Source organism: Streptomyces diastatochromogenes, from assembly GCF_002242805.1.
Lineage (GTDB): Bacteria > Actinomycetota > Actinomycetes > Streptomycetales > Streptomycetaceae > Streptomyces > Streptomyces diastatochromogenes.
In genome coordinates, this window is sequence record NZ_MCGQ01000008.1 from 120,522 (window position 1) to 138,560 (window position 18,039).

Sequence of the window (18,039 nt, forward strand, 5' to 3'; positions counted from 1 at the left end):
CAGGGAGAGAGCCACCCGTGACCGCGAGAGCGCACGACCACGGACCGGAGGAACTGTGCGAGGCGGGTCTGCAGCTCTACACCCGTGCGCTGCGTGAGGGCCAGGTCCCGGCCGGCGACGCCGACGCGCTGCCCTGCCTCCTCGACACGGGGCTCCTGCAGCCGGACGTGGCGGACGCGCGGCGACTGCGACCGGTGGCACCCTCCGTCGCCCTCACCCGCCTGCTGCGCGTCGTGGACGAGGACATAGCCCACCGGCGCCGGCAGGGCGCCCGGCTCACCGAGGCGCTGGAGCCGCTCCTCGCCCTCGCGGCGCCGGACCCGGCCCCGGCGGACGCCGCGGGCATCCGGATGCTGAGCGGACTCGACCGGATCAACGTCGCCATCTCCGAGGCCATGGAGCAGGTCTCCGGAGAGATCCTCGCCATCCAGCCCCACGCCCGCGGCAACCTCGCCGCCCAGGCCACCTCCCTGGCCCGCGACCAGGCCCTGCTGGACCGGGGCGGCCGTATCCGCACCCTCTACCAGCACACCCAGCGCCATGTGCCGCTCGTCGTCGGCCGCTACGAGATGCTGCGCGGCGACGTGGAGGCCCGCACCCTGGACGAGGTCACCGAGCGACTGCTCATCATCGACCGCCGGGTGGCCTTCATCCCGGCGAACAAGGACCGCACGCTCGCCCTGGAGATCCGCCACCCGGCGCTGCTGGACCACTTCGCGATCATCTTCGACCGGCTCTGGCACCTGGCCACCCCGATGCATCCCGAGGCCGCCCAGCGGCCGACCCTGAACGGCGTCACCCCGCGCCAGCGCGCCATCGCCGGGCTGCTGATCGAGGGGCACACCGACGCCGTGATCGCCGACCGGCTCGGCATGAACGTCCGCACCGCCCGCGTCCACATCGCCAAGCTCGCCGCCACCCTGGGCAGCGAGAGCCGGGCCCAACTCGGCTACCTCATCGGACAGTCGGGGATACTCGACCCGGAGGAGGAACACGAGTGAGCGCGGCGCCCCGCCTGCTGCGGTTCGGGCTGCCGCGGCGGATCCCGAAACTGGAGGAGATATCGGAGTGACCGCGGCACCACACCGGGACCACGGAGCCGAAGAGCTGTGCGCCGCCGGGGTGAAACTGTACGAACAGGCCCTGCGCGACGGCCGGTTGCGCGTCGAGGAGGCCGTCGAGGCGCCCTGCCTCACCCGCTTCGGGCTGCTGCACCCGGCCCGCGACGAACCCGCCCGGCTCGAACCCGTCGCCCCCGCCGCCGCCCTGATCCGGATGCTGCGCGGCTCCCGGGCCCGGATCGCGGACGAGTACCGGCGCGAGGACCGGCTGGTGGAGCAGTTCGAGCCGCTGATGCGGACGGACGGACCGCGGGCCGCCGGCGCCGACACCCCGCTGCTGCGCCTGCACAGCGGCACCCAGCGGATCAACCAGGCCCTCACCGAGGCCATGGAGCAGGCGCGCCAGGAGGTCCTGTGCATCCAGCCGAGCGCCGGCATGGCCGGTCCGCGCGGCGAGGCCGCCCATGACGTCGCCTACCACCGCGACCAGCGGCTGCTCGACCGCGGTGGCCGTATCCGCACCCTCTTCCAGCACACCGTGGTCCATCTGCCGGCCGTCCACGCCTACAACGAACGGCTCGTCGGCGACATCGAGGGCCGCTGCCTGGACGAGCTGACCGACCGGCTCATCGTCATGGACCGTACGGTGGCCTTCCTGCCCGCGGACGACGACGGCGCCCTCGCGCTGGAGGTCCGCCACCCCGCGCTGGTCGCGTACTTCGTGACCACCTTCGACCGGCTGTGGCGGCTGGCCACCCCCGTGTACCCGCAACCGGTCCGGCGCCCCACCCTGAAAGGCGTCACGCCCCGGCAGCGCGCCATCGCCCGGCTGCTGGTCGAGGGGCACACCGACGCCGTGATCGCGGAGCGGCTCGGCATGAACGTCCGCACCACCCGGGACCACATCGCCAGGCTCGCCACCACCCTCGGCAGCGACAGCCGGGCCCAACTCGGCTATCTGATAGCCAGGTCCGGGATCCTGGAGCTGGAGGAGGCCGCCCGGTGAACCACCCCGAGCACGGGATCGAGGAGCTGTGCGCCACCGGCGCCCAGCTGTACGAGCAGGCCCTGCGGGTCGGCCACATCCGCGCCGTGGACGCGGCGGACGCCCCCTGCCTCACCGACCTCGGGCTGCTGCACCCGTCCGTCGACGACCTCGGCCGGCTCGAACCCGTCGCCCCCGCCGCCCTGCTGAACCACCTGCTGCGCGGCTCCCGCGCCCGCATCGCCGAGGAACGCCGGCGCGAGGAGCGGCTGACGGAGCTGTTCGAGCCGCTGATGCGCGTCGAGCCCCGGCACAGCACCCACACCGACACCCCCACCCTGCGCATCCTCAGCGGCACGGAACGCATCAACGGCGCCATCAGCGACGCCATGGCCGAGGCCGCCGAGGAGGTGCTCTGCATCCAGCCCAGCATCCACTACAACACCGACCGCGGCCGGACCGCACAGGCGGTGGCCATGGACCGCGACCAGGCGCTGCTCGACCGGGGCGGCCGGATCCGCACCCTCTACCAGCACACCCAGCGCCATGTGCCGCTCGTCCTCGCCCGGTACGAGGACCTGCGCGGGGAGGCGGAGGCGCGCACGCTGGACGAGCTGCCGGACCGGCTCATCGTCGTCGACCGCACGGTGGCGTTCATCCCGGCCGGCGACGACGGCCGGCTCGCCCTGGAGGTACGCCACCCGGCTCTGCTCCGCTTCTTCGTGACCGCCTTCGACCGCCTCTGGCGCCTGGCCACCCCGATGTACCCCGAGGCCGTCCAGCGCCCCTCCCTCAACGGCATCACCCCACGCCAACGCGCCATCGCCGCCCTGCTGGTGGAGGGCCACACCGACACCGTCATCGCCGACCGCCTCGGCATGAACGTGCGCACCGCCCGCGTCCACATCGCCAAACTCGCCACCACCCTCGGCAGCGACAGCCGCGCACAGCTCGGGTATCTGATAGCCAGGTCCGGGATCCTGGAGCTGGAGGAGGCCGCCCGGTGAACCACCGCGAGCACGGGATCGAGGAGCTGTGCGTCACCGGCGCCCAGCTGTACGAGCAGGCCCTGCAGGACGGCCATGTACGGGCCGTGGACGCGGCGGACGCCCCCTGCCTCACCGACCTCGGGCTGCTGCACCCGGTCCTGCACGACCCGGAGCTGCTGGAGCCGGTCTCCCCGGCCGCGGCCCTGCACCGGCTGCTGAGCACCTCGGCGGCGCGGGTCGCCGACGAACGGCGGCGGGAGGCACGGCTGGTGGAGCAGTTCGCGTCGCTGATGCGGATCGACACCCCGCACACCACCGGCCCCGGCACCCCCCTGCTGCGGCTGCACAGCGGTACCGAGCGGATCAACCGGGCCATCACCGAGACGATGGCCGAGGCCACCGATGAGGTGCTCTGCATCCAGTCGCACGCCGGGCTCAGCGGCCCGCGCGGCGAGGCCGCCAGCGTGGCCGCCTACTCCCGCGACCAGGCGCTGCTCGACCGGGGCGGCCGGATCCGCGCCCTCTACCAGCACGCCGTGCGCCATCTGCCGAGCGTGCACGCCGGTTTCGAGCGGCTGCGGGGCGACACCATGGCGCGCGGTCTGGACGAGCTGCCGGACCGGCTCATCGTCGTCGACCGCACAGTGGCGTTCATCCCCGCGGGCGACGACGGCCGGCTCGCGCTGGAGGTACGCCACCCGGCCCTGCTGACGTACTTCGTCACGACCTTCGAGCGGCTGTGGCGGCTGGCCACCCCCATGTACCCCGAGGCCGTCCAGCGCCCCACGCTGAACGGCGTCACCCCCCGCCAACGGGCCATCGCCGCCCTCCTCGTGGAGGGCCACACCGACACCGTCATCGCCGACCGCCTCGGCATGAACGTGCGCACCGCCCGCGTCCACATCGCCAAACTCGCCACCACCCTCGGCAGCGACAGCCGCGCCCAGCTCGGCTACCTCATCGCACGCTCGGGGATCCTTGATCAGGAACCGTGAGCGCGGCCGGCGGGCCGGGGTGCGGGGGGCCGTTCAGGCCCACCTGGGCGATGCGCACGCCCAGTTGGGTACGGCTGGCCGCGCCGAGGGTGTCCGACAGGCGGGCGATGTGGGCCCGGCAGGTCCGCACGCTTATGCCGAGCCGTTCGGCGATCACCGCGTCCTGATGGCCCTCGGCGAGCAGCGCGGCGATGGAGCGCTCGCGGTGCGAGATGCCCTCGATGCCGGTGTCGGGGAGGGGAGCCGTCAGCGGCAGCGCCAGCCGCCACAGCCGCTCGAAGACGGTGACCAGGTACTCGACCAGCGCCGGGTGGCGCAGTTCCAGGGCCATCGTGCGCTCGGAGTTGGCGGGGATGAAGGCGACCGTGCGGTCGAAGAGGATCAGCCGGTCGATGACCTCGTCCAGGGTGCGGGCCTCCACCGTGTCACCCATCAGCTCCAGGTAGTTGAGCAGCCCCTGCCCGTGCCGGGCCACATGCGTGTACAGGTCGCGCATGCGCACGCCCCGGCCGCGCAGCGCCAGCGCCCGGTGCAGTCCCTCGGTCAGCTCGGCCTCGCGCCGGATGCCGCCGGGCTGCACGGTGAGCACCTCGGTGGTGCACGCCTCGGTCGCCTCGTCCATCGCGGCCTGGATGCGGGAGAGCCCGTCCAGCACGCGGATGGCCGTGCCCTCGCCCGGCGCCGACAGGGCCTGCAGCTGCCGGCCCAGACCGGCGTACCACTCGACCGCGGCCACCGCCGAACCCACCCGCTGCTGGCTCTCCCTGACCTCGTCGTAGACCCCGCGCAGCAGCCGGGTCATGACCTCCTGCGGGGAGGTCGGCACCAGCCAGTCCATGTCGTCCGGGTCAGGGTGCAGCAGGGCAAGTTCCAGCAGGCAGGGCACCTGTTCCGCGTCCGTGCGCGGCACCCGTCCCCGACGTACGGCCCGGGAATACACGCGATCCCCGACCCCGCACAGTCGGTCGGCACCGTGTGGATGCTGCTCCGTCCCGTGCCTGGCCATCGCCCATTCCACCCCCGGCTTGCTGCCTCTTCCGCAGCGCAACTATGCGCGGCCGGGACCGGGTCCGCAACACGGCTCCACGCACCGCGGGCGGCGAAAACCGACGTTACGACCCGTTTTCGTCCGGCCTCCGCCCGTCGCATTGCAACAAGATGATGGTGGTGGGGCGCACGTCACCGGGGCATCGTTGATCTCGCTTCCCCCGGGTGCACCGACACCCGGAGCGGTCCCGGTCGGACACCCCCCGTCCGGCCGGGGCCGTCGTATCGCGCCCACGGGGGTGGCGCGATACGGGTGGGCCGCTCAGCACGTGACGCGGCCAGGAGCCGAGGACCTTCCGGCTCCCGCCGCGTCACGTGCGAGCCCGCTGCCGTGTGCCGGGCTGCTGCCCTACTTCAGGCCGATGGCCGCGCAGGCCGCCTTGTACTTGGGGGTGCAGATCTCGCCGATCGTGTAGATCCCGTCGGCGAGGACCGTGTCCTTGATGCTGTCCTTGGTCAGGGCGCTCACCTGGACCAGCTTGGACGGGATGTCCTTGGCGGTCGGGCTGTCGACCTTGTCCTGGGTGAGGGCGTCGAACTGGATGTCCTTGCCCTGCACCTTGGTGACGGCCATCTGGGCCGCGGCCTCGGCCTCGTCCGGGTAGGACTTGTAGACGCTCATGTACTGCTCGCCGCCGATGACCCGCTGCACCGCGTCCAGTTCGGAGTCCTGGCCGGTGATCGGGGGCAGGCTGGTGACGCCGGCGGCCTTCAGCGCCTTGATGACACCGCCCGCCATGCCGTCGTTGGCTGCGTAGACCCCGGCGATGTTGTTCTTGCCGATCTTGTTGATCGCCTCGGTCATCTCGGCCTGGGCGTTCTCCGGCTTCCAGTCAGGGGTGTCGAAGGTGTCCGCGAGGGTCACCTTGCCGTTCAGCTCGGAGAGCGCCCCCTGCTTGAACTGCTTGGCGTTCGGGTCGGTGGGCGAGCCGTTCACCATCACGACCTTGTCGGAGGTGTCGGCGTTCGAGCCCAGCGCCTCCAGCAGCGAACGGCCCTGCACCTCGCCGACCAGCTCGTTGTCGAAGGAGATGTAGGCGTCGATCGGACCCTCGGCCAGCCGGTCGTAGGCGATGACCGGGATGCCCGCGTCCTTGGCCTTCTTCACCTGGCCGGCGATGGCGTGCGAGTCGACCGCGTCGAGCAGGATGACGTCGACCTTGTCGTCGATCATCTGCTGCAGCTGGCCGGCCTGCCGGGCGGCGTCCGCGTCGGCGTTGGCGTACTCGACCTTGCCCTTCTTGTGGGTCAGCTCGGCGACCTTGTTCTTGATGATGGGGTAGTCGAACTTGTCGTAGCGGGTGTTCGCCTTCTCCGGCAGCAGCAGCCCGATGGTGACGTCGTCGCCCTTGGTCGGGCTCGCACTCGCACCGTCCCCCGTCGCGTCCAGCACGCCGCAGCCGGCGAGCGAAAGGGTCATCGTGGATGCAGCCACGGCTATGGCGATACGACGCATTCGAGGGCTCACTTCAGGTGCGTTCCGGACGTGGGTGCTGCTTTACGACCCAGGTGTCTGAAAAGCCAACGCGGAGCCGCTACCCGGCGTCAAGCGGAACTACTTAACGAGTGCGCAACAGCACGCTCCGCTGCACCTGTGAAGAAGGAACGGAATCCCCTCCAAACACTCTTTACGGACCCTCCATCCACGAGGAGTTCATGGGCAGGCAAAGATCCGCACAACCAACGGCAATCCTCGCGAGTCGTGATCACCGGCGGCCGTGCGCCGTCACTCCGACTCGAGCAGAGGACCGAATGAACCCAGCCAGACGTACGGCAGCCACGGCCGCCGTACTCTCCACCACCGGCGCCCTGCTGAGCGCACTCACCACCACCGCCGCGTCCGCCGCCCCGAGTTGCGTCTCCCCGGTGTACACCCGGACGTTCTACGCGAACACGACTTTCTCCGGCACTCCGAAGAAGACCGACTGCGACTCGGGGATCTCCGAGAACTGGGGCACGGCCGCCCCGGCCACCGGCCTGCCCAAGGACAACTTCGGGGTGCGCTGGAGCGTGACGCGGGACTTCGGTTCCGGTGGGCCCTTCTCGCTGCCGGTCAGCACCCAGGACGGGGTGCGGGTGTATCTGGACGGCGTGCGCAAGGTGGACATCTGGAAGAACGTGTCGGCCAACCAGAGCAAGTCCGTCGACGTCACGATCCCGTCCGGCAAGCACACCCTGCGCGTCGACTACGTCAACTGGACCGGCACCGCCAACGTCGCCTTCTCGTACCTGCCCCGGCTGTCGGCCGACGCCGACAAGGTCAAGCCGCTGGTGCCGACGGGGACTTCGGTGGCGTACGACAAGGAGACGGGCAAGGCGAAGCTGAGCTGGGCGAAGAACAAGGAGATGGACCTCGCGGGGTATCGGGTCTACCGGCGGCTGAAGGGCGCGTCGTTCGGGAGCAAGCCGCTCGCCACGACCACCTCCACCTCGTACACCGACGCCACCCTTCCGAAGACGGGCGAGACGTACTACTACGAGGTCCGCGCCTACGACCGGGTCGGCAACGAGTCGACGGGCACCGCGGACCAGGCGGTGACCACCGTCGACCGGGTGGCGCCCGACGCGCCGGCCAACGTGAGCGCGGGGGGCCATTTCGGTCCGACCGACAGTACGGGCGGGCTGAAGGTCGCCTGGGACAAGGTCGCGGGCGCGGTGTCGTACCGCGTCTTCCGGGCCGCGAGCGAGAACGGCACGTACACCGCGCTCGGCACCACAGACCAGCTCTCCTACCTGGACACCTCGGCCGCCGAGAAGGTCACCTACTACTACCGCGTCTCGGCCGTCGACGCGGCGGGCAACGAGTCCGCCCAGTCCGAGACCCGGTACGGCAAGATCTGGGACAACGACCCGCCCGCCCTCGTCACCGGGCTGAGCGTCACCCCGACCGAGTACGGCTTCCATCTGGACTGGGACAAGAACCCGGCCACGGACCTGAAGTACTACGAGATCCACTGGGGCGAGGTGATGGGCGACCCGGGCGACCAGGTCTGCTGGGGCGGCACGGCGGACTACGTCTCGCCCGACCGGACGTCCTACGACTACACCACGCTCCCGGACGGCGACGAGGTCTGCTTCTTCGTCGACGCCGTGGACGACGAGGGCAACTCCGCGATCAAGTGGAACGGCCCGGCCGAGGCCGTGCCCGTCACCGAGCTGGACATGACGCCGAGCGAGGCGACGCCCGAAGGCTCGCCGGTCCGGCTGTCGGCGACCGCCGCGGGGACGGGCGTCGCGCTGGGCTGGAACGCCGTGGCGGACGCCACCGGCTACCAGGTCTACCGCTGGAACCCGGGCAGCAAGGCGTACGAGAAGCTGGGCGCCACGACGGACACGTCGTACGAGGACAGCGGCGCCGCCAAGGGGACCACTCACTTCTACCGGGTGGTCGCGCTGTACGCGGACGGGACCGAGTCCGCGCCCGGCGGTGACTGGGTGGCCCTCGCGCCCTGAAAGCCCTGAGCACGCGAAAGGGGCCCGGAATCCGGGCCCCTTTCACCTGTCGCAGACACCTCAGTCGTTCTGCTGCCGCTTCGGCCGCCACACCACCAGCGCGCTGGTCTGCTGGACCTCCTGGTACGGGACCAGGTCGCGGCGGTAGGAGGCGTGGACGGCGGCCTCGCGCTGCTGCATCGCGGCCGCCGCGCCGTCCAGGGCCGCCTGCATCTCCGCCACGCGGGACTGGAGCGCGGCGACCTGGTTCTCCAGTTCGATGATCCGCTTGATGCCGGCCAGGTTGATGCCCTCGTCCTGCGACAGCGCCTGCACCTGGCGGAGCAGCTCGATGTCACGGGCCGAGTAGCGTCGGCCCCGGCCGGCGGTGCGGTCGGGGGAGACCAGGCCCAGGCGGTCGTACTGGCGCAGCGTCTGCGGGTGGAGTCCGGAGAGCTGGGCCGCGACCGAGATGACGTAGACCGGGGTCTCCTCGGTCAGTTCGTACGGGTTGCGCCGACGGCCGTCCATCACTCTCATTCTCCCTTCGCGGCCTCGAACAGCTCCGCCCGCGGGTCCTCGCCCGCGGTCGCCTCGCGATACGCCTCCAGTGCGTCACGAGCCTTCCCCGAGACGTCCGTCGGGACACTCACCTCGACGGTGACCAGCAGGTCGCCGCGGGTGCCGTCCTTGCGGACCGCGCCCTTGCCCCGGGCGCGCATGGTGCGGCCGTTGGGGGTGCCGGGCGGCAGCTTCAGGGTGACGGCGGGGCCGCCGAGGGTGGGGACCCGCACCTCGCCGCCGAGGGCCGCCTCGGCGAACGTGACCGGCACGGTGACGGTGAGGTTGTCGCCCTTGCGCCCGAACACCGGGTGCTCGCCGACGTGGACCATCACATACAGGTCGCCCGCCGGTCCGCCCCGCTCGCCGGGCGCGCCCTTGCCGCGCAGCCGGATGCGCTGCCCGTCGGTGACGCCCGCCGGGATGCGGACCTGCATCGTGCGGGACGACTTGGCGCGGCCGCTGCCCTTGCACTCCAGGCAGGGGTGCTCGGCGATCAGGCCGCGGCCCTTGCAGTCGGGGCAGGGGTCGGTCAGCGAGAAGCCGCCGCCCGAGCCCCGGGCGACCTGCCCGGTGCCGACGCAGGTCGGGCACACGCGCGGTGTGCCGTTCTTGTCGCCGGTGCCTGAACAGGCCTTGCAGGGCGCCTGGGAGGACATCCTGAGGGGCACCGTGGCGCCCTCGATGGCCTCCGTGAAGCTCAGCGTGACCTCGGACTCGATGTCCTGGCCGCGCCGGGGCTGGGTGCGGGTGCCGGTCGCACCGCCGCGGTTGAACAGGCCCCCGAAGACGTCACCGATTCCGCCGCCGAAGCCGCCTCCGCTCTGGGTGTTGCCCCCGAAGAGGTCACCCAGGTCGAAGTTGAAGTTGCCGCCGCCGGCGCCCGGCCCGGGGCGGAAGCCGCCGTTGCCGAACAGGGCGCGTGCCTCGTCGTACTCCTTGCGCTTCTTGGCGTCGCCGAGGACGTCGTTCGCCTCGGAGATCTCCTTGAAGCGCTCCTCGGCCTTGGCGTTGCCCTTGTTGGCGTCCGGGTGGAACTCGCGGGCGAGCTTCCGGTACGCCTTCTTGATCTCGGCCTCGGTGGCGTCCTTGGGGACGCCGAGGACCTTGTAGTAGTCCTTCTCGATGAAGTCCTTGGTGCTCATCCCCGACGCCCCTCCTTCCTGTCTTCGGTGATTACGTCAGCCCTCCTCCGGGCCACCGTTCTCCTTGTCGTCGGCCGCGGTCGCCTCGGTGGTGTCCTCGGCGCCCTCCGCCTTGACGGCCTGCGCGCCGGGCTGCGGCTCGGCGACGGCCACCCGCGCGGGGCGGATGGTGCGCTCGCCGATGCGATACCCGGGCTGCAGGATGGCCACGCACGTCGTCTCGGTGACGTCCGGCGCGTAGCTGTGCATCAGGGCCTCGTGGATCGTCGGGTCGAAGGGCTCGCCCTCCTTGCCGAACTGCTGCAGGCCCATCTTGGCCGCGACGGTCTCCAGCGACTCGGCCACCGACTTGAAGCCGCCGACCAGTTCGCCGTGCTCCCGCGCGCGGCCGATGTCGTCGAGCACGGGCAGAAGCTCGGTCAGGAGGTTCGCGATGGCGATCTCCCGGACCGCGACCCGGTCGCGCTCCACTCGGCGGCGGTAGTTCTGGTACTCGGCCTGGAGCCGCTGGAGGTCCAGCGTGCGCTCGTTCAGTGCCGTGCGCACCTGGTCCAGCTGGGCCACCAGACCCGCGTCTGCTGCTACGTCCCCGGCCGGGGCCGCCCCCTCCTCGGGGGCGGCCTTCGACTCGGCGTCTTCGGGGGTCGCGCCGGAGGGGACGTCGGGCTTCTCCTCGAAGCCCGGGGTCTCCTCCGTCACGCGGCACCGTCCTTGCGCTCGTCGTCCACGATCTCGGCGTCGACGACGTCGTCGTCAGCGGCCTTGCCACCGGGGGCAGCGCCCTCGGGACCGCCGGCGGCCTGTGCGGCCTGGGCGTCGGCGTACATGGCCTGGCCCACCTTCTGGGAGACCGCGGCGACCTTCTCGGTGGCCGTGCGGATCTCGGCGGTGTCCTCGCCCTTGAGCGCGGTCTTCAGCTCCTCGACGGCGGCCTCGACCTCGGTCTTGACCTCGCCCGGGACCTTGTCCTCGTTGTCCTTGAGGAACTTCTCCGTCTGGTAGACGAGCTGCTCGCCCTGGTTGCGGGTCTCGGCGGCCTCGCGGCGGGCGTGGTCCTCCTCCGCGTACTTCTCGGCCTCTTCGCGCATCCGGTTGACCTCGTCCTTCGGCAGCGAGGAGCCGCCGGTGACGGTCATCTTCTGCTCCTTGCCGGTGCCGAGGTCCTTGGCCGTGACGTGCATGATGCCGTTGGCGTCGATGTCGAAGGCGACCTCGATCTGCGGGACACCACGCGGGGCCGGCGGCAGACCGGTCAGCTCGAACATCCCGAGCTTCTTGTTGTACGCCGCGATCTCGCGCTCGCCCTGGTAGACCTGGATCTGCACGGAGGGCTGGTTGTCCTCGGCCGTGGTGAAGATCTCGGACCGCTTGGTCGGGATCGTCGTGTTCCGGTCGATGAGCTTCGTCATGATGCCGCCCTTGGTCTCGATGCCGAGGGACAGCGGGGTGACGTCGAGGAGCAGGACGTCCTTGACCTCACCCTTGAGGACACCGGCCTGCAGGGCGGCGCCGATGGCGACGACCTCGTCCGGGTTGACGCCCTTGTTGGCGTCCTTGCCGCCGGTCAGCTCCTTGACGAGCTCGGCGACGGCGGGCATACGGGTGGAGCCACCGACGAGGACGACGTGGTCGATCTCGCCGAGGGAGATGCCGGCGTCCTTGATGACGTTGTGGAACGGCGTCTTGCAGCGCTCCAGCAGGTCGGCCGTCAGCTGCTGGAACTGAGCCCGGGTGAGCTTCTCGTCCAGGTGCAGCGGGCCCTCGGCGGACGCGGTGATGTAGGGCAGGTTGATCGAGGTCTCGGTGGAGGAGGACAGCTCGATCTTCGCCTTCTCGGCGGCCTCGCGGAGGCGCTGGAGGGCCATCTTGTCCTTGGACAGGTCCACACCGTGACCGGACTGGAACTGCTTGACCAGGTAGTCGACGACGCGCTGGTCCCAGTCGTCACCACCGAGGTGGTTGTCACCGTTGGTGGCCTTCACCTCGACGACACCGTCGCCGATCTCCAGGAGCGAGACGTCGAACGTGCCGCCACCGAGGTCGAAGACCAGGATGATCTGCTCGTCCTTGTCGAGGCCGTACGCGAGCGCGGCCGCGGTGGGCTCGTTGACGATGCGAAGGACGTTCAGACCGGCGATCTCGCCGGCCTCCTTCGTCGCCTGGCGCTCGGAGTCGTTGAAGTAGGCCGGGACGGTGATGACCGCGTCGGTCACCTTCTCGCCCAGGTAGGCCTCGGCGTCGCGCTTCAGCTTCTGCAGGATGAAGGCGCTCATCTGCTGCGGGTTGAACTGCTTCCCGTCGAGCTCGATCTTCCAGTCCGTGCCCATGTGGCGCTTCACGGAGCGGATGGTCCGGTCCACGTTCGTGACCGCCTGGCGCTTGGCGACCTCGCCGACGAGCACCTCACCGTTCTTCGCGAAGGCGACGACGGACGGCGTGGTCCTGGCACCCTCGGCGTTGGTGATGACGGTGGGCTCGCCGCCTTCGAGAACGCTGACGACGGAGTTAGTCGTGCCCAGGTCGATGCCGACCGCACGTGCCATGGTTGATTCCTCCAGCTGACTTGAGTGGAACAGGCTCAAGTGTGCATGAGGAGACGCGATGGGTCAACAGACCTGAGTCGGACGGACTCAACTCTTATCCGTTCCTTACACGCAACTGCCCTCTGACCTGCGTGGATACCGTACGCCGGGGCGGCTGGACAGGGATGCGAAGGAGTACGAGGACGACGAGGAGCACCCCTCCCGCCACCCACAGCACAGCCCCGTCCCCGGTCCACCCGGCATGGACGAGCACCCCCACGAGCACCGTGGAGAAGGACCCGGCGCCGAGCAGCACGACGGCCCCCGGCGGAGTGAGCCCGAGCCGCCGCAGCCGGTGCGCGAGATGGTCCGGGCCGCGCCTGAGCAGCGGCCGGCGGGCCGTCGCGCGCGCGAGGACCACGAGCAGGAAGTCGCCGGCGGCCACGGCACCGAGGCAGAACAGCACACCCGCGGTCGGCCCGAGCGCGTACCCCGCGCGCGTGAAGACGGCGGCCGAGGAGAGCAGGAACCCGGTGAACAACGATCCGCAGGCTCCCATTCCGACCCGCGCAGGATGCCAGTTGTGCATCAGGAACCCGGTGAGGGCGGCCGCGAACACGCTCAGCAGCACCGCGAGCCCGTCCATCACCTCGGCGGCGGCACAGACCCCCGTCCCGAAGGCGGCGACCACCCCGACCGTGCCCGCCAGTCCGTCGGCGTGGTCGAGCCCCTTGAAGGCGACGGAGGCGAAGACGATCCAGCCCACGGCCAGGATCCCGCCCCAGACGCCCGTCTCGTCGTACGGCACCACGCACGCCGCCGCCACGGCCGTACCGGCGACCAGCACCCGCGCGCGCAGCCGCCACACGTCGGCGACCAGCCCCAGCACGGCGACCGCGGCACCGGCGACCAGCAGCTCCGCGACCCCGTCCCCCAGCGGGGCGACCTTCGTCCACACCCCCGCCCAGGCCACCAGACAGGTGACGGCCACGACGGCGACCCCTCCGAGCGCCGGCAGGGGCCGCTGCCGGCGCCGGTCGACGATCCCCGCGCGCAGAGCGGGCACCCGGAGGAGCGCCGCGAGCACGGCGGTGAGGAGGAGAGCGGCGGAGGCCGCGGCGATCCCGTAGAGCACGGCTCTAAGTTAGGCCCGAAAGTAGCAATTCGGTACGAATAACACGATCGGATTGCCTGGCCTGCTCAGGCTCCCCTCAGCGACCCAGATCACCTCGCCCCTGACTACAGTGCGAGTAAAGATGCGGGTAGTCTCAGACGGACTGCATAAGTTACCGCTTAGTAATGTCTCTCGACGAAGTCCCTCGCAGGCCCGAGGAGCCCCGAAATGCAACTCGCCGCGATCATCGTGTCGCTGGTTCTGATCGTGGTCGGCGTGGCCCTGTTCGCCCGCGCCCTCCTGCAGATCTACAACTTCATGCGGCTCGGCCAGAACGTGCCCGCGGGCACCCGCACCGACGAGCCCGTGCAGCGCACCGTCACCGTGGTCAGGGAGTTCCTCGGCCACACCCGGATGAACCGCTGGGGCATCGTCGGTGTCGCGCACTGGTTCGTGGCGGTGGGCTTCTTCTCCCTGCTGCTGACGATCGTCAACGCCATCGGCCAGCTGTTCCAGGCCGACTGGATCCTGCCGATCATCGGCGACTGGGCGCCGTACAACATCTTCGTCGAGTTCATCGGCACGATGACCGTGCTCGGCATCGCGGTCCTGATCGTGATCCGCCAGCTGAGCAAGCCGAACAAGCCGGGCCGCAAGTCCCGCTTCGCCGGCTCCAACTTCGGCCAGGCGTACTTCGTCGAGGCCGTCATCCTCACCGTCGGCATCTGCATCTTCATGCTGCACGCGCTGGAGGGCGCACAGCACCACGTCGACAGCTACGAGGCGTCCTTCTTCCTCTCGTACCCGGTGGTGTCGTGGCTGCGGGGCATGGACGTCTCCACGCTCCAGAACCTCACCTACCTCTTCGCGGGCGTGAAGATCGCGGCCTCCTTCATCTGGATGATCACGGTCGCCCTGAAGACCGACATGGGTGTCGCCTGGCACCGCTTCCTGGCCTTCCCGAACATCTGGTTCAAGCGGAACGCCACCGGTGAGACCTCCCTAGGCGCCCTGCTCCCGATGACCTCCGGCGGCAAGCCGATCGACTTCACCGACCCCGGTGACGACGACGTCTTCGGCGTCTCCCAGGTCGAGCAGTTCTCCTGGAAGGGCCTGCTCGACTTCTCCACCTGCACCGAGTGCGGCCGCTGCCAGTCGCAGTGCCCCGCCTGGAACACCGGCAAGCCGCTGTCGCCGAAGCTGCTGATCATGTCGCTGCGCGACAACGCCCACGCCAAGGCGCCCTACCTGCTCGCGGGTGGCGGCAAGACCGTGGAGGGCGAGGAGAAGGCCTCCGCGGAGCAGCTGGCCGGTGTGCCCGCCGCCGCGCTGGCCGAGGCCGAGCGCCCGCTGATCGGCACCGCCGAGGAGAACGGCGTCATCGACCCGGACGTCCTGTGGTCCTGCACCACCTGCGGCGCCTGCGTGGAGCAGTGCCCGGTGGACATCGAGCACGTCGACCACATCGTCGACATGCGCCGCTACCAGGTCATGATCGAGTCGGCCTTCCCCTCCGAGGCGGGCACGATGCTCAAGAACCTGGAGAAGAAGGGCAACCCCTGGGGCCTGGCCAAGAAGCAGCGCCTGGAGTGGACCAAGGAGGTCGACTTCGAGATCCCGGTCGTCGGCAGGGACATCGAGGACCTCACCGAGGTCGAGTACCTGTACTGGGTCGGCTGCGCCGGCGCCCTCGAGGACCGCGCCAAGAAGACCACCAAGGCCTTCGCCGAGCTGCTCCACATCGCGGGCGTGAAGTTCGCGATCATGGGCGGCGACGAGAAGTGCACCGGTGACTCCGCCCGCCGCCTCGGCAACGAGCCCCTGTTCCAGGAGCTCGGCATGGAGAACGTGGCCGCGCTGAACATGGCCTTCGGCGAGGACGACGAGGACGAGTCGACGAAGAAGCCGAAGTCGGCGAAGAAGATCGTCGCGACCTGCCCGCACTGCCTCAACACCATCGGCAACGAGTACCCGCAGCTCGGCGGCGACTACGAGGTCATCCACCACACCCAGCTGCTGCAGCACCTGGTGGACGAGGGCAAGCTGATCCCGGTGACGCCGGTCGAGGGCATCATCACGTACCACGACCCGTGCTACCTGGGCCGCCACAACAAGATCTACACGCCCCCGCGCGAGATCATCGGCAAGGTCCCGGGCCTGCGCAACGAGGAGATGCACCGCCACAAGGAGCGCGGCTTCTGCTGTGGCGCCGGTGGCGCGCGGATGTGGATGGAGGAGCGGATCGGCAAGCGCATCAACAACGAGCGCGTCGACGAGGCCCTCTCCCTCAACCCCGACATCGTCTCGACGGCCTGCCCGTTCTGCCTCGTCATGCTGACCGACTCGGTCAACGGCAAGAAGAACGAGGGCAAGGCCAAGGAGTCCATCCAGGTCGTGGACGTCTCCCAGCTGCTCCTGGAGTCCGTCAAGACGCCGGTCGACCCGGCGGGCGAGCCGGAGCCGGAGAACGAGCCGGAGCCGGAGCCGGTGAAGTAACGCCGGCTGTACGACACTCCGGCTGTACGACCCGACGGCGCCCCCTGACCCGCACAGGCAGGGGGCGCCGTCGTGTTCCGGGGCCACGCGTCACGGAGAGGGCTGCCGCGGCCGTCACGGAGCGGGATGCCGCAGCCGTCACGGGGCGGGATGCGCGACGCCGCTCTCGTCGACCGTGAAGCGTCCGTTCGTGGCGCCGGTGAAGGTGCCGTTCTTGATCCACTCGGTGATCGCGGCCTGGGCCGTGGCGTGGGGGCCGGGCCAGACGCGGCCGGCGGCGGTGCCGTAGGGCTTTCCCGTGCGCGGTGTGCAGCGCGGCCCTGAGCAGCCCTCCCACAGCATCGCGTGACTCGCGCACTGCACCTGCACCAGCACCTTCTTCGACGTGCCGAGGCTGTCGTACAGGGCCCTCGAATCGGCCGGTGTCGCCATCGGTGTCGTGTCGTCGAGGCCGTCGATGACGAGCGAGGGTGTGGTCTGCTGGTGCGCGACGGTGGAGTTCCAGCCGTAGCTGGAGAAGGTCGGCGTGCGGTTGACCCCGGTCGGCTGGGCGGGGTCGGTCCCTCCCCAGCTTCTGCCGACCGGATCTTCCTCCATGAGCTGGTTCCACATCTGTTCCTGGCTGCCCGGGACGGTGTGGCCGGTGCAGGCGACGTCCCGGTCCTGGGGCATCGCCCAGGTGGCGTCACTGGTGGACCGGACGGACAGGTTCGTCGGGAAGCTCGTGAAGCCCGTCGCCGGTGCCGCCTCCTCGGTCGGTGTGCCGAAGAGCGAGGACGAGTACACGGCCCGGTTGACCTTGGCGATGACGGCGTCGCTGCCGGGGAGCACCGGGTTGGCCGCGTACAGGGTCCGGCCGACGGTGGTCCCGCCGAGCGAGTAGCCGACCAGCGTGACCTTGCCGTCCGTCGGCCTGGCCCGCTCGATCGCGTCGTCGATGACCTGGCGGACGTCGCGCACCCACACATCGGTGCGGCCGAAGCGGGAGTTGCTGGAGTGCGCGACCCGCTCCCCGCCCAGCGGGTTGTTCAGCAGCAGCGTCCCCTGCTGGTCGAGGTGGAAGAAGGGCAGGTGGCTGCGGTCGCACCCCTCGGGGTAGGGGCAGGAGCCGTCCGGGAGATACGGCCTCAGGCTCGCGTTGCCGGGATCGTCCAGCCCGGTGTCGAACCGCGTCGAGCGGGCGTAGCCGAGGAGGCTCGGGGCGAAGGTGTCGATCCCCGCCCGGGCGAGGGCCTGCTGCATGCTGAGCGTCTCACCCCTGGCGACGGGTTGTCGCAGGTCGAACACCGGTGTGCCGGGCAGGCTCCGGCCGTGGACCAGCACCGCGGCTCTGCTCGGAACGTTCGAGCACCTTCCGTGGGCGTACACCGGCTGGACGCGGTGGACCTGGATCTTCGCGGGGCGATCCGTGAACTGCGGGTCCGGCATGAGCCCGGGCGGCACCAGGAAGTCCAGGTAGTTGTCCTCGACACTGATGTCGGTCGGCGTCCTGTCGCAGCGCCGATCCGCGGACCCGACACCATCGGCGGCCCGCGCGCTGCCGGAGGCGAGCGCACCTGCGATCATCCCGACGGACAGCAGAAGCAGCCAACACTTCCGCGGCACCGGCCGCCTCCACGCATGTCGATCTGGGCTACGGTGCATGGCGTCTCCTGAGCTGGGCTGCGCGGCCGGGGTCAGGAACATGCTTCT

At 70.3% G+C, this 18,039-nt stretch carries 14 protein-coding genes; 6 read left to right on the forward strand and 8 right to left on the reverse strand.

All coding sequences use genetic code 11. From position 1 onward, the window contains the following. Positions 1–17: 17 nt before the first annotated feature. The 4 genes from BEK98_RS08845 to BEK98_RS08860 all read left to right on the forward strand — a co-directional run bounded on the left by BEK98_RS08845 (position 18) and on the right by BEK98_RS08860 (position 4,030). The gene (locus BEK98_RS08845; RefSeq protein WP_094215859.1) at positions 18–1,001 is read left to right on the forward strand and encodes a helix-turn-helix transcriptional regulator; all 984 of its coding nucleotides are present in this window, start codon (positions 18–20) and stop codon (positions 999–1,001) included. A 67-nt stretch (positions 1,002–1,068) separates the two neighbouring features. Continuing rightward, positions 1,069–2,067 carry a helix-turn-helix transcriptional regulator gene (locus BEK98_RS08850; RefSeq protein ID WP_094215860.1) on the forward strand — a complete coding sequence of 333 codons (999 nt, stop codon included), beginning with the start codon at positions 1,069–1,071 and terminating at the stop codon, positions 2,065–2,067. Beyond that, the gene (locus BEK98_RS08855; protein WP_094215861.1) at positions 2,064–3,053 is read left to right on the forward strand and encodes a helix-turn-helix domain-containing protein; all 990 of its coding nucleotides are present in this window, start codon (positions 2,064–2,066) and stop codon (positions 3,051–3,053) included. The genes BEK98_RS08850 and BEK98_RS08855 overlap by 4 nt, the downstream gene beginning before the upstream one ends. Next, positions 3,050–4,030, forward strand: coding sequence for a helix-turn-helix transcriptional regulator (locus BEK98_RS08860; RefSeq protein WP_094215862.1), 981 nt, complete (start codon positions 3,050–3,052; stop codon positions 4,028–4,030). The genes BEK98_RS08855 and BEK98_RS08860 overlap by 4 nt, the downstream gene beginning before the upstream one ends. Here the strand turns inward: BEK98_RS08860 and BEK98_RS08865 are convergent. Next, positions 3,993–5,036, reverse strand: a complete 1,044-nt coding sequence (locus BEK98_RS08865; RefSeq protein ID WP_094215863.1) for a helix-turn-helix transcriptional regulator — start codon at positions 5,034–5,036, stop codon at positions 3,993–3,995. The two genes, BEK98_RS08860 and BEK98_RS08865, sit on opposite strands and share 38 nt — an antisense overlap. Before the next feature lie 390 nt (positions 5,037–5,426). Continuing rightward, positions 5,427–6,533: a sugar ABC transporter substrate-binding protein gene (locus tag BEK98_RS08870; protein ID WP_094215864.1), complete on the reverse strand. Its 1,107-nt coding sequence runs from the start codon at positions 6,531–6,533 to the stop codon at positions 5,427–5,429. A gap of 296 nt (positions 6,534–6,829) precedes the next feature. On the opposite strand from BEK98_RS08870, the gene BEK98_RS08875 reads away from it, so the two are divergent. After that, complete coding sequence (locus tag BEK98_RS08875) at positions 6,830–8,530, forward strand: PA14 domain-containing protein (RefSeq protein WP_094215865.1); 1,701 nt, start codon at positions 6,830–6,832, stop codon at positions 8,528–8,530. A gap of 60 nt (positions 8,531–8,590) precedes the next feature. Here BEK98_RS08875 and BEK98_RS08880 read toward each other — a convergent pair whose 3' ends face one another. The 5 genes from BEK98_RS08880 to BEK98_RS08900 form a co-directional block, all read right to left on the reverse strand. Next, a complete protein-coding gene (locus tag BEK98_RS08880) occupies positions 8,591–9,040 on the reverse strand; it encodes a heat shock protein transcriptional repressor HspR (protein WP_094215995.1) in 450 nt (149 codons plus the stop codon). Between the two features lie 5 nt (positions 9,041–9,045). Then, positions 9,046–10,215 (reverse strand): molecular chaperone DnaJ, encoded by a 1,170-nt coding sequence (dnaJ, locus tag BEK98_RS08885; RefSeq protein ID WP_094215866.1) that lies wholly within the window; start codon positions 10,213–10,215, stop codon positions 9,046–9,048. 36 nt (positions 10,216–10,251) lie between these two features. Next, on the reverse strand, positions 10,252–10,914 hold the full coding sequence (grpE, locus tag BEK98_RS08890) for a nucleotide exchange factor GrpE (protein WP_094215867.1): 663 nt from the start codon (positions 10,912–10,914) through the stop codon (positions 10,252–10,254). After that, complete coding sequence (gene dnaK / locus BEK98_RS08895) at positions 10,911–12,758, reverse strand: molecular chaperone DnaK (RefSeq protein ID WP_094215868.1); 1,848 nt, start codon at positions 12,756–12,758, stop codon at positions 10,911–10,913. Before dnaK ends, grpE begins: the two co-directional genes overlap by 4 nt. A gap of 94 nt (positions 12,759–12,852) precedes the next feature. Continuing rightward, complete coding sequence (locus tag BEK98_RS08900; RefSeq protein WP_094215869.1) at positions 12,853–13,872, reverse strand: MraY family glycosyltransferase; 1,020 nt, start codon at positions 13,870–13,872, stop codon at positions 12,853–12,855. Positions 13,873–14,079: 207 nt separating this feature from the next. On the opposite strand from BEK98_RS08900, the gene BEK98_RS08905 reads away from it, so the two are divergent. After that, complete coding sequence (locus BEK98_RS08905; RefSeq protein WP_094215870.1) at positions 14,080–16,347, forward strand: (Fe-S)-binding protein; 2,268 nt, start codon at positions 14,080–14,082, stop codon at positions 16,345–16,347. Between the two features lie 138 nt (positions 16,348–16,485). On the opposite strand, the gene BEK98_RS08910 is transcribed toward BEK98_RS08905, so the two are convergent. Further along, positions 16,486–17,952, reverse strand: coding sequence for an alpha/beta fold hydrolase (locus BEK98_RS08910; protein WP_094215871.1), 1,467 nt, complete (start codon positions 17,950–17,952; stop codon positions 16,486–16,488). Between the last annotated feature and the right edge of the window lie 87 nt (positions 17,953–18,039).

Excerpts from the sequence above, each read along its gene's own strand:
- BEK98_RS08865 (WP_094215863.1), bottom strand. The coding sequence starts at position 5,036 with ATGGCCAGGCACGGGACGGAGCAGCATCCACACGGTGCCGACCGACTG.
- BEK98_RS08870 (WP_094215864.1), bottom strand. The coding sequence starts at position 6,533 with ATGCGTCGTATCGCCATAGCCGTGGCTGCATCCACGATGACCCTTTCG.
- BEK98_RS08875 (WP_094215865.1), top strand. The coding sequence starts at position 6,830 with ATGAACCCAGCCAGACGTACGGCAGCCACGGCCGCCGTACTCTCCACC.
- BEK98_RS08880 (WP_094215995.1), bottom strand. The coding sequence starts at position 9,040 with ATGGACGGCCGTCGGCGCAACCCGTACGAACTGACCGAGGAGACCCCG.
- dnaJ (WP_094215866.1), bottom strand. The coding sequence starts at position 10,215 with ATGAGCACCAAGGACTTCATCGAGAAGGACTACTACAAGGTCCTCGGC.
- dnaK (WP_094215868.1), bottom strand. The coding sequence starts at position 12,758 with ATGGCACGTGCGGTCGGCATCGACCTGGGCACGACTAACTCCGTCGTC.
- BEK98_RS08905 (WP_094215870.1), top strand. The coding sequence starts at position 14,080 with ATGCAACTCGCCGCGATCATCGTGTCGCTGGTTCTGATCGTGGTCGGC.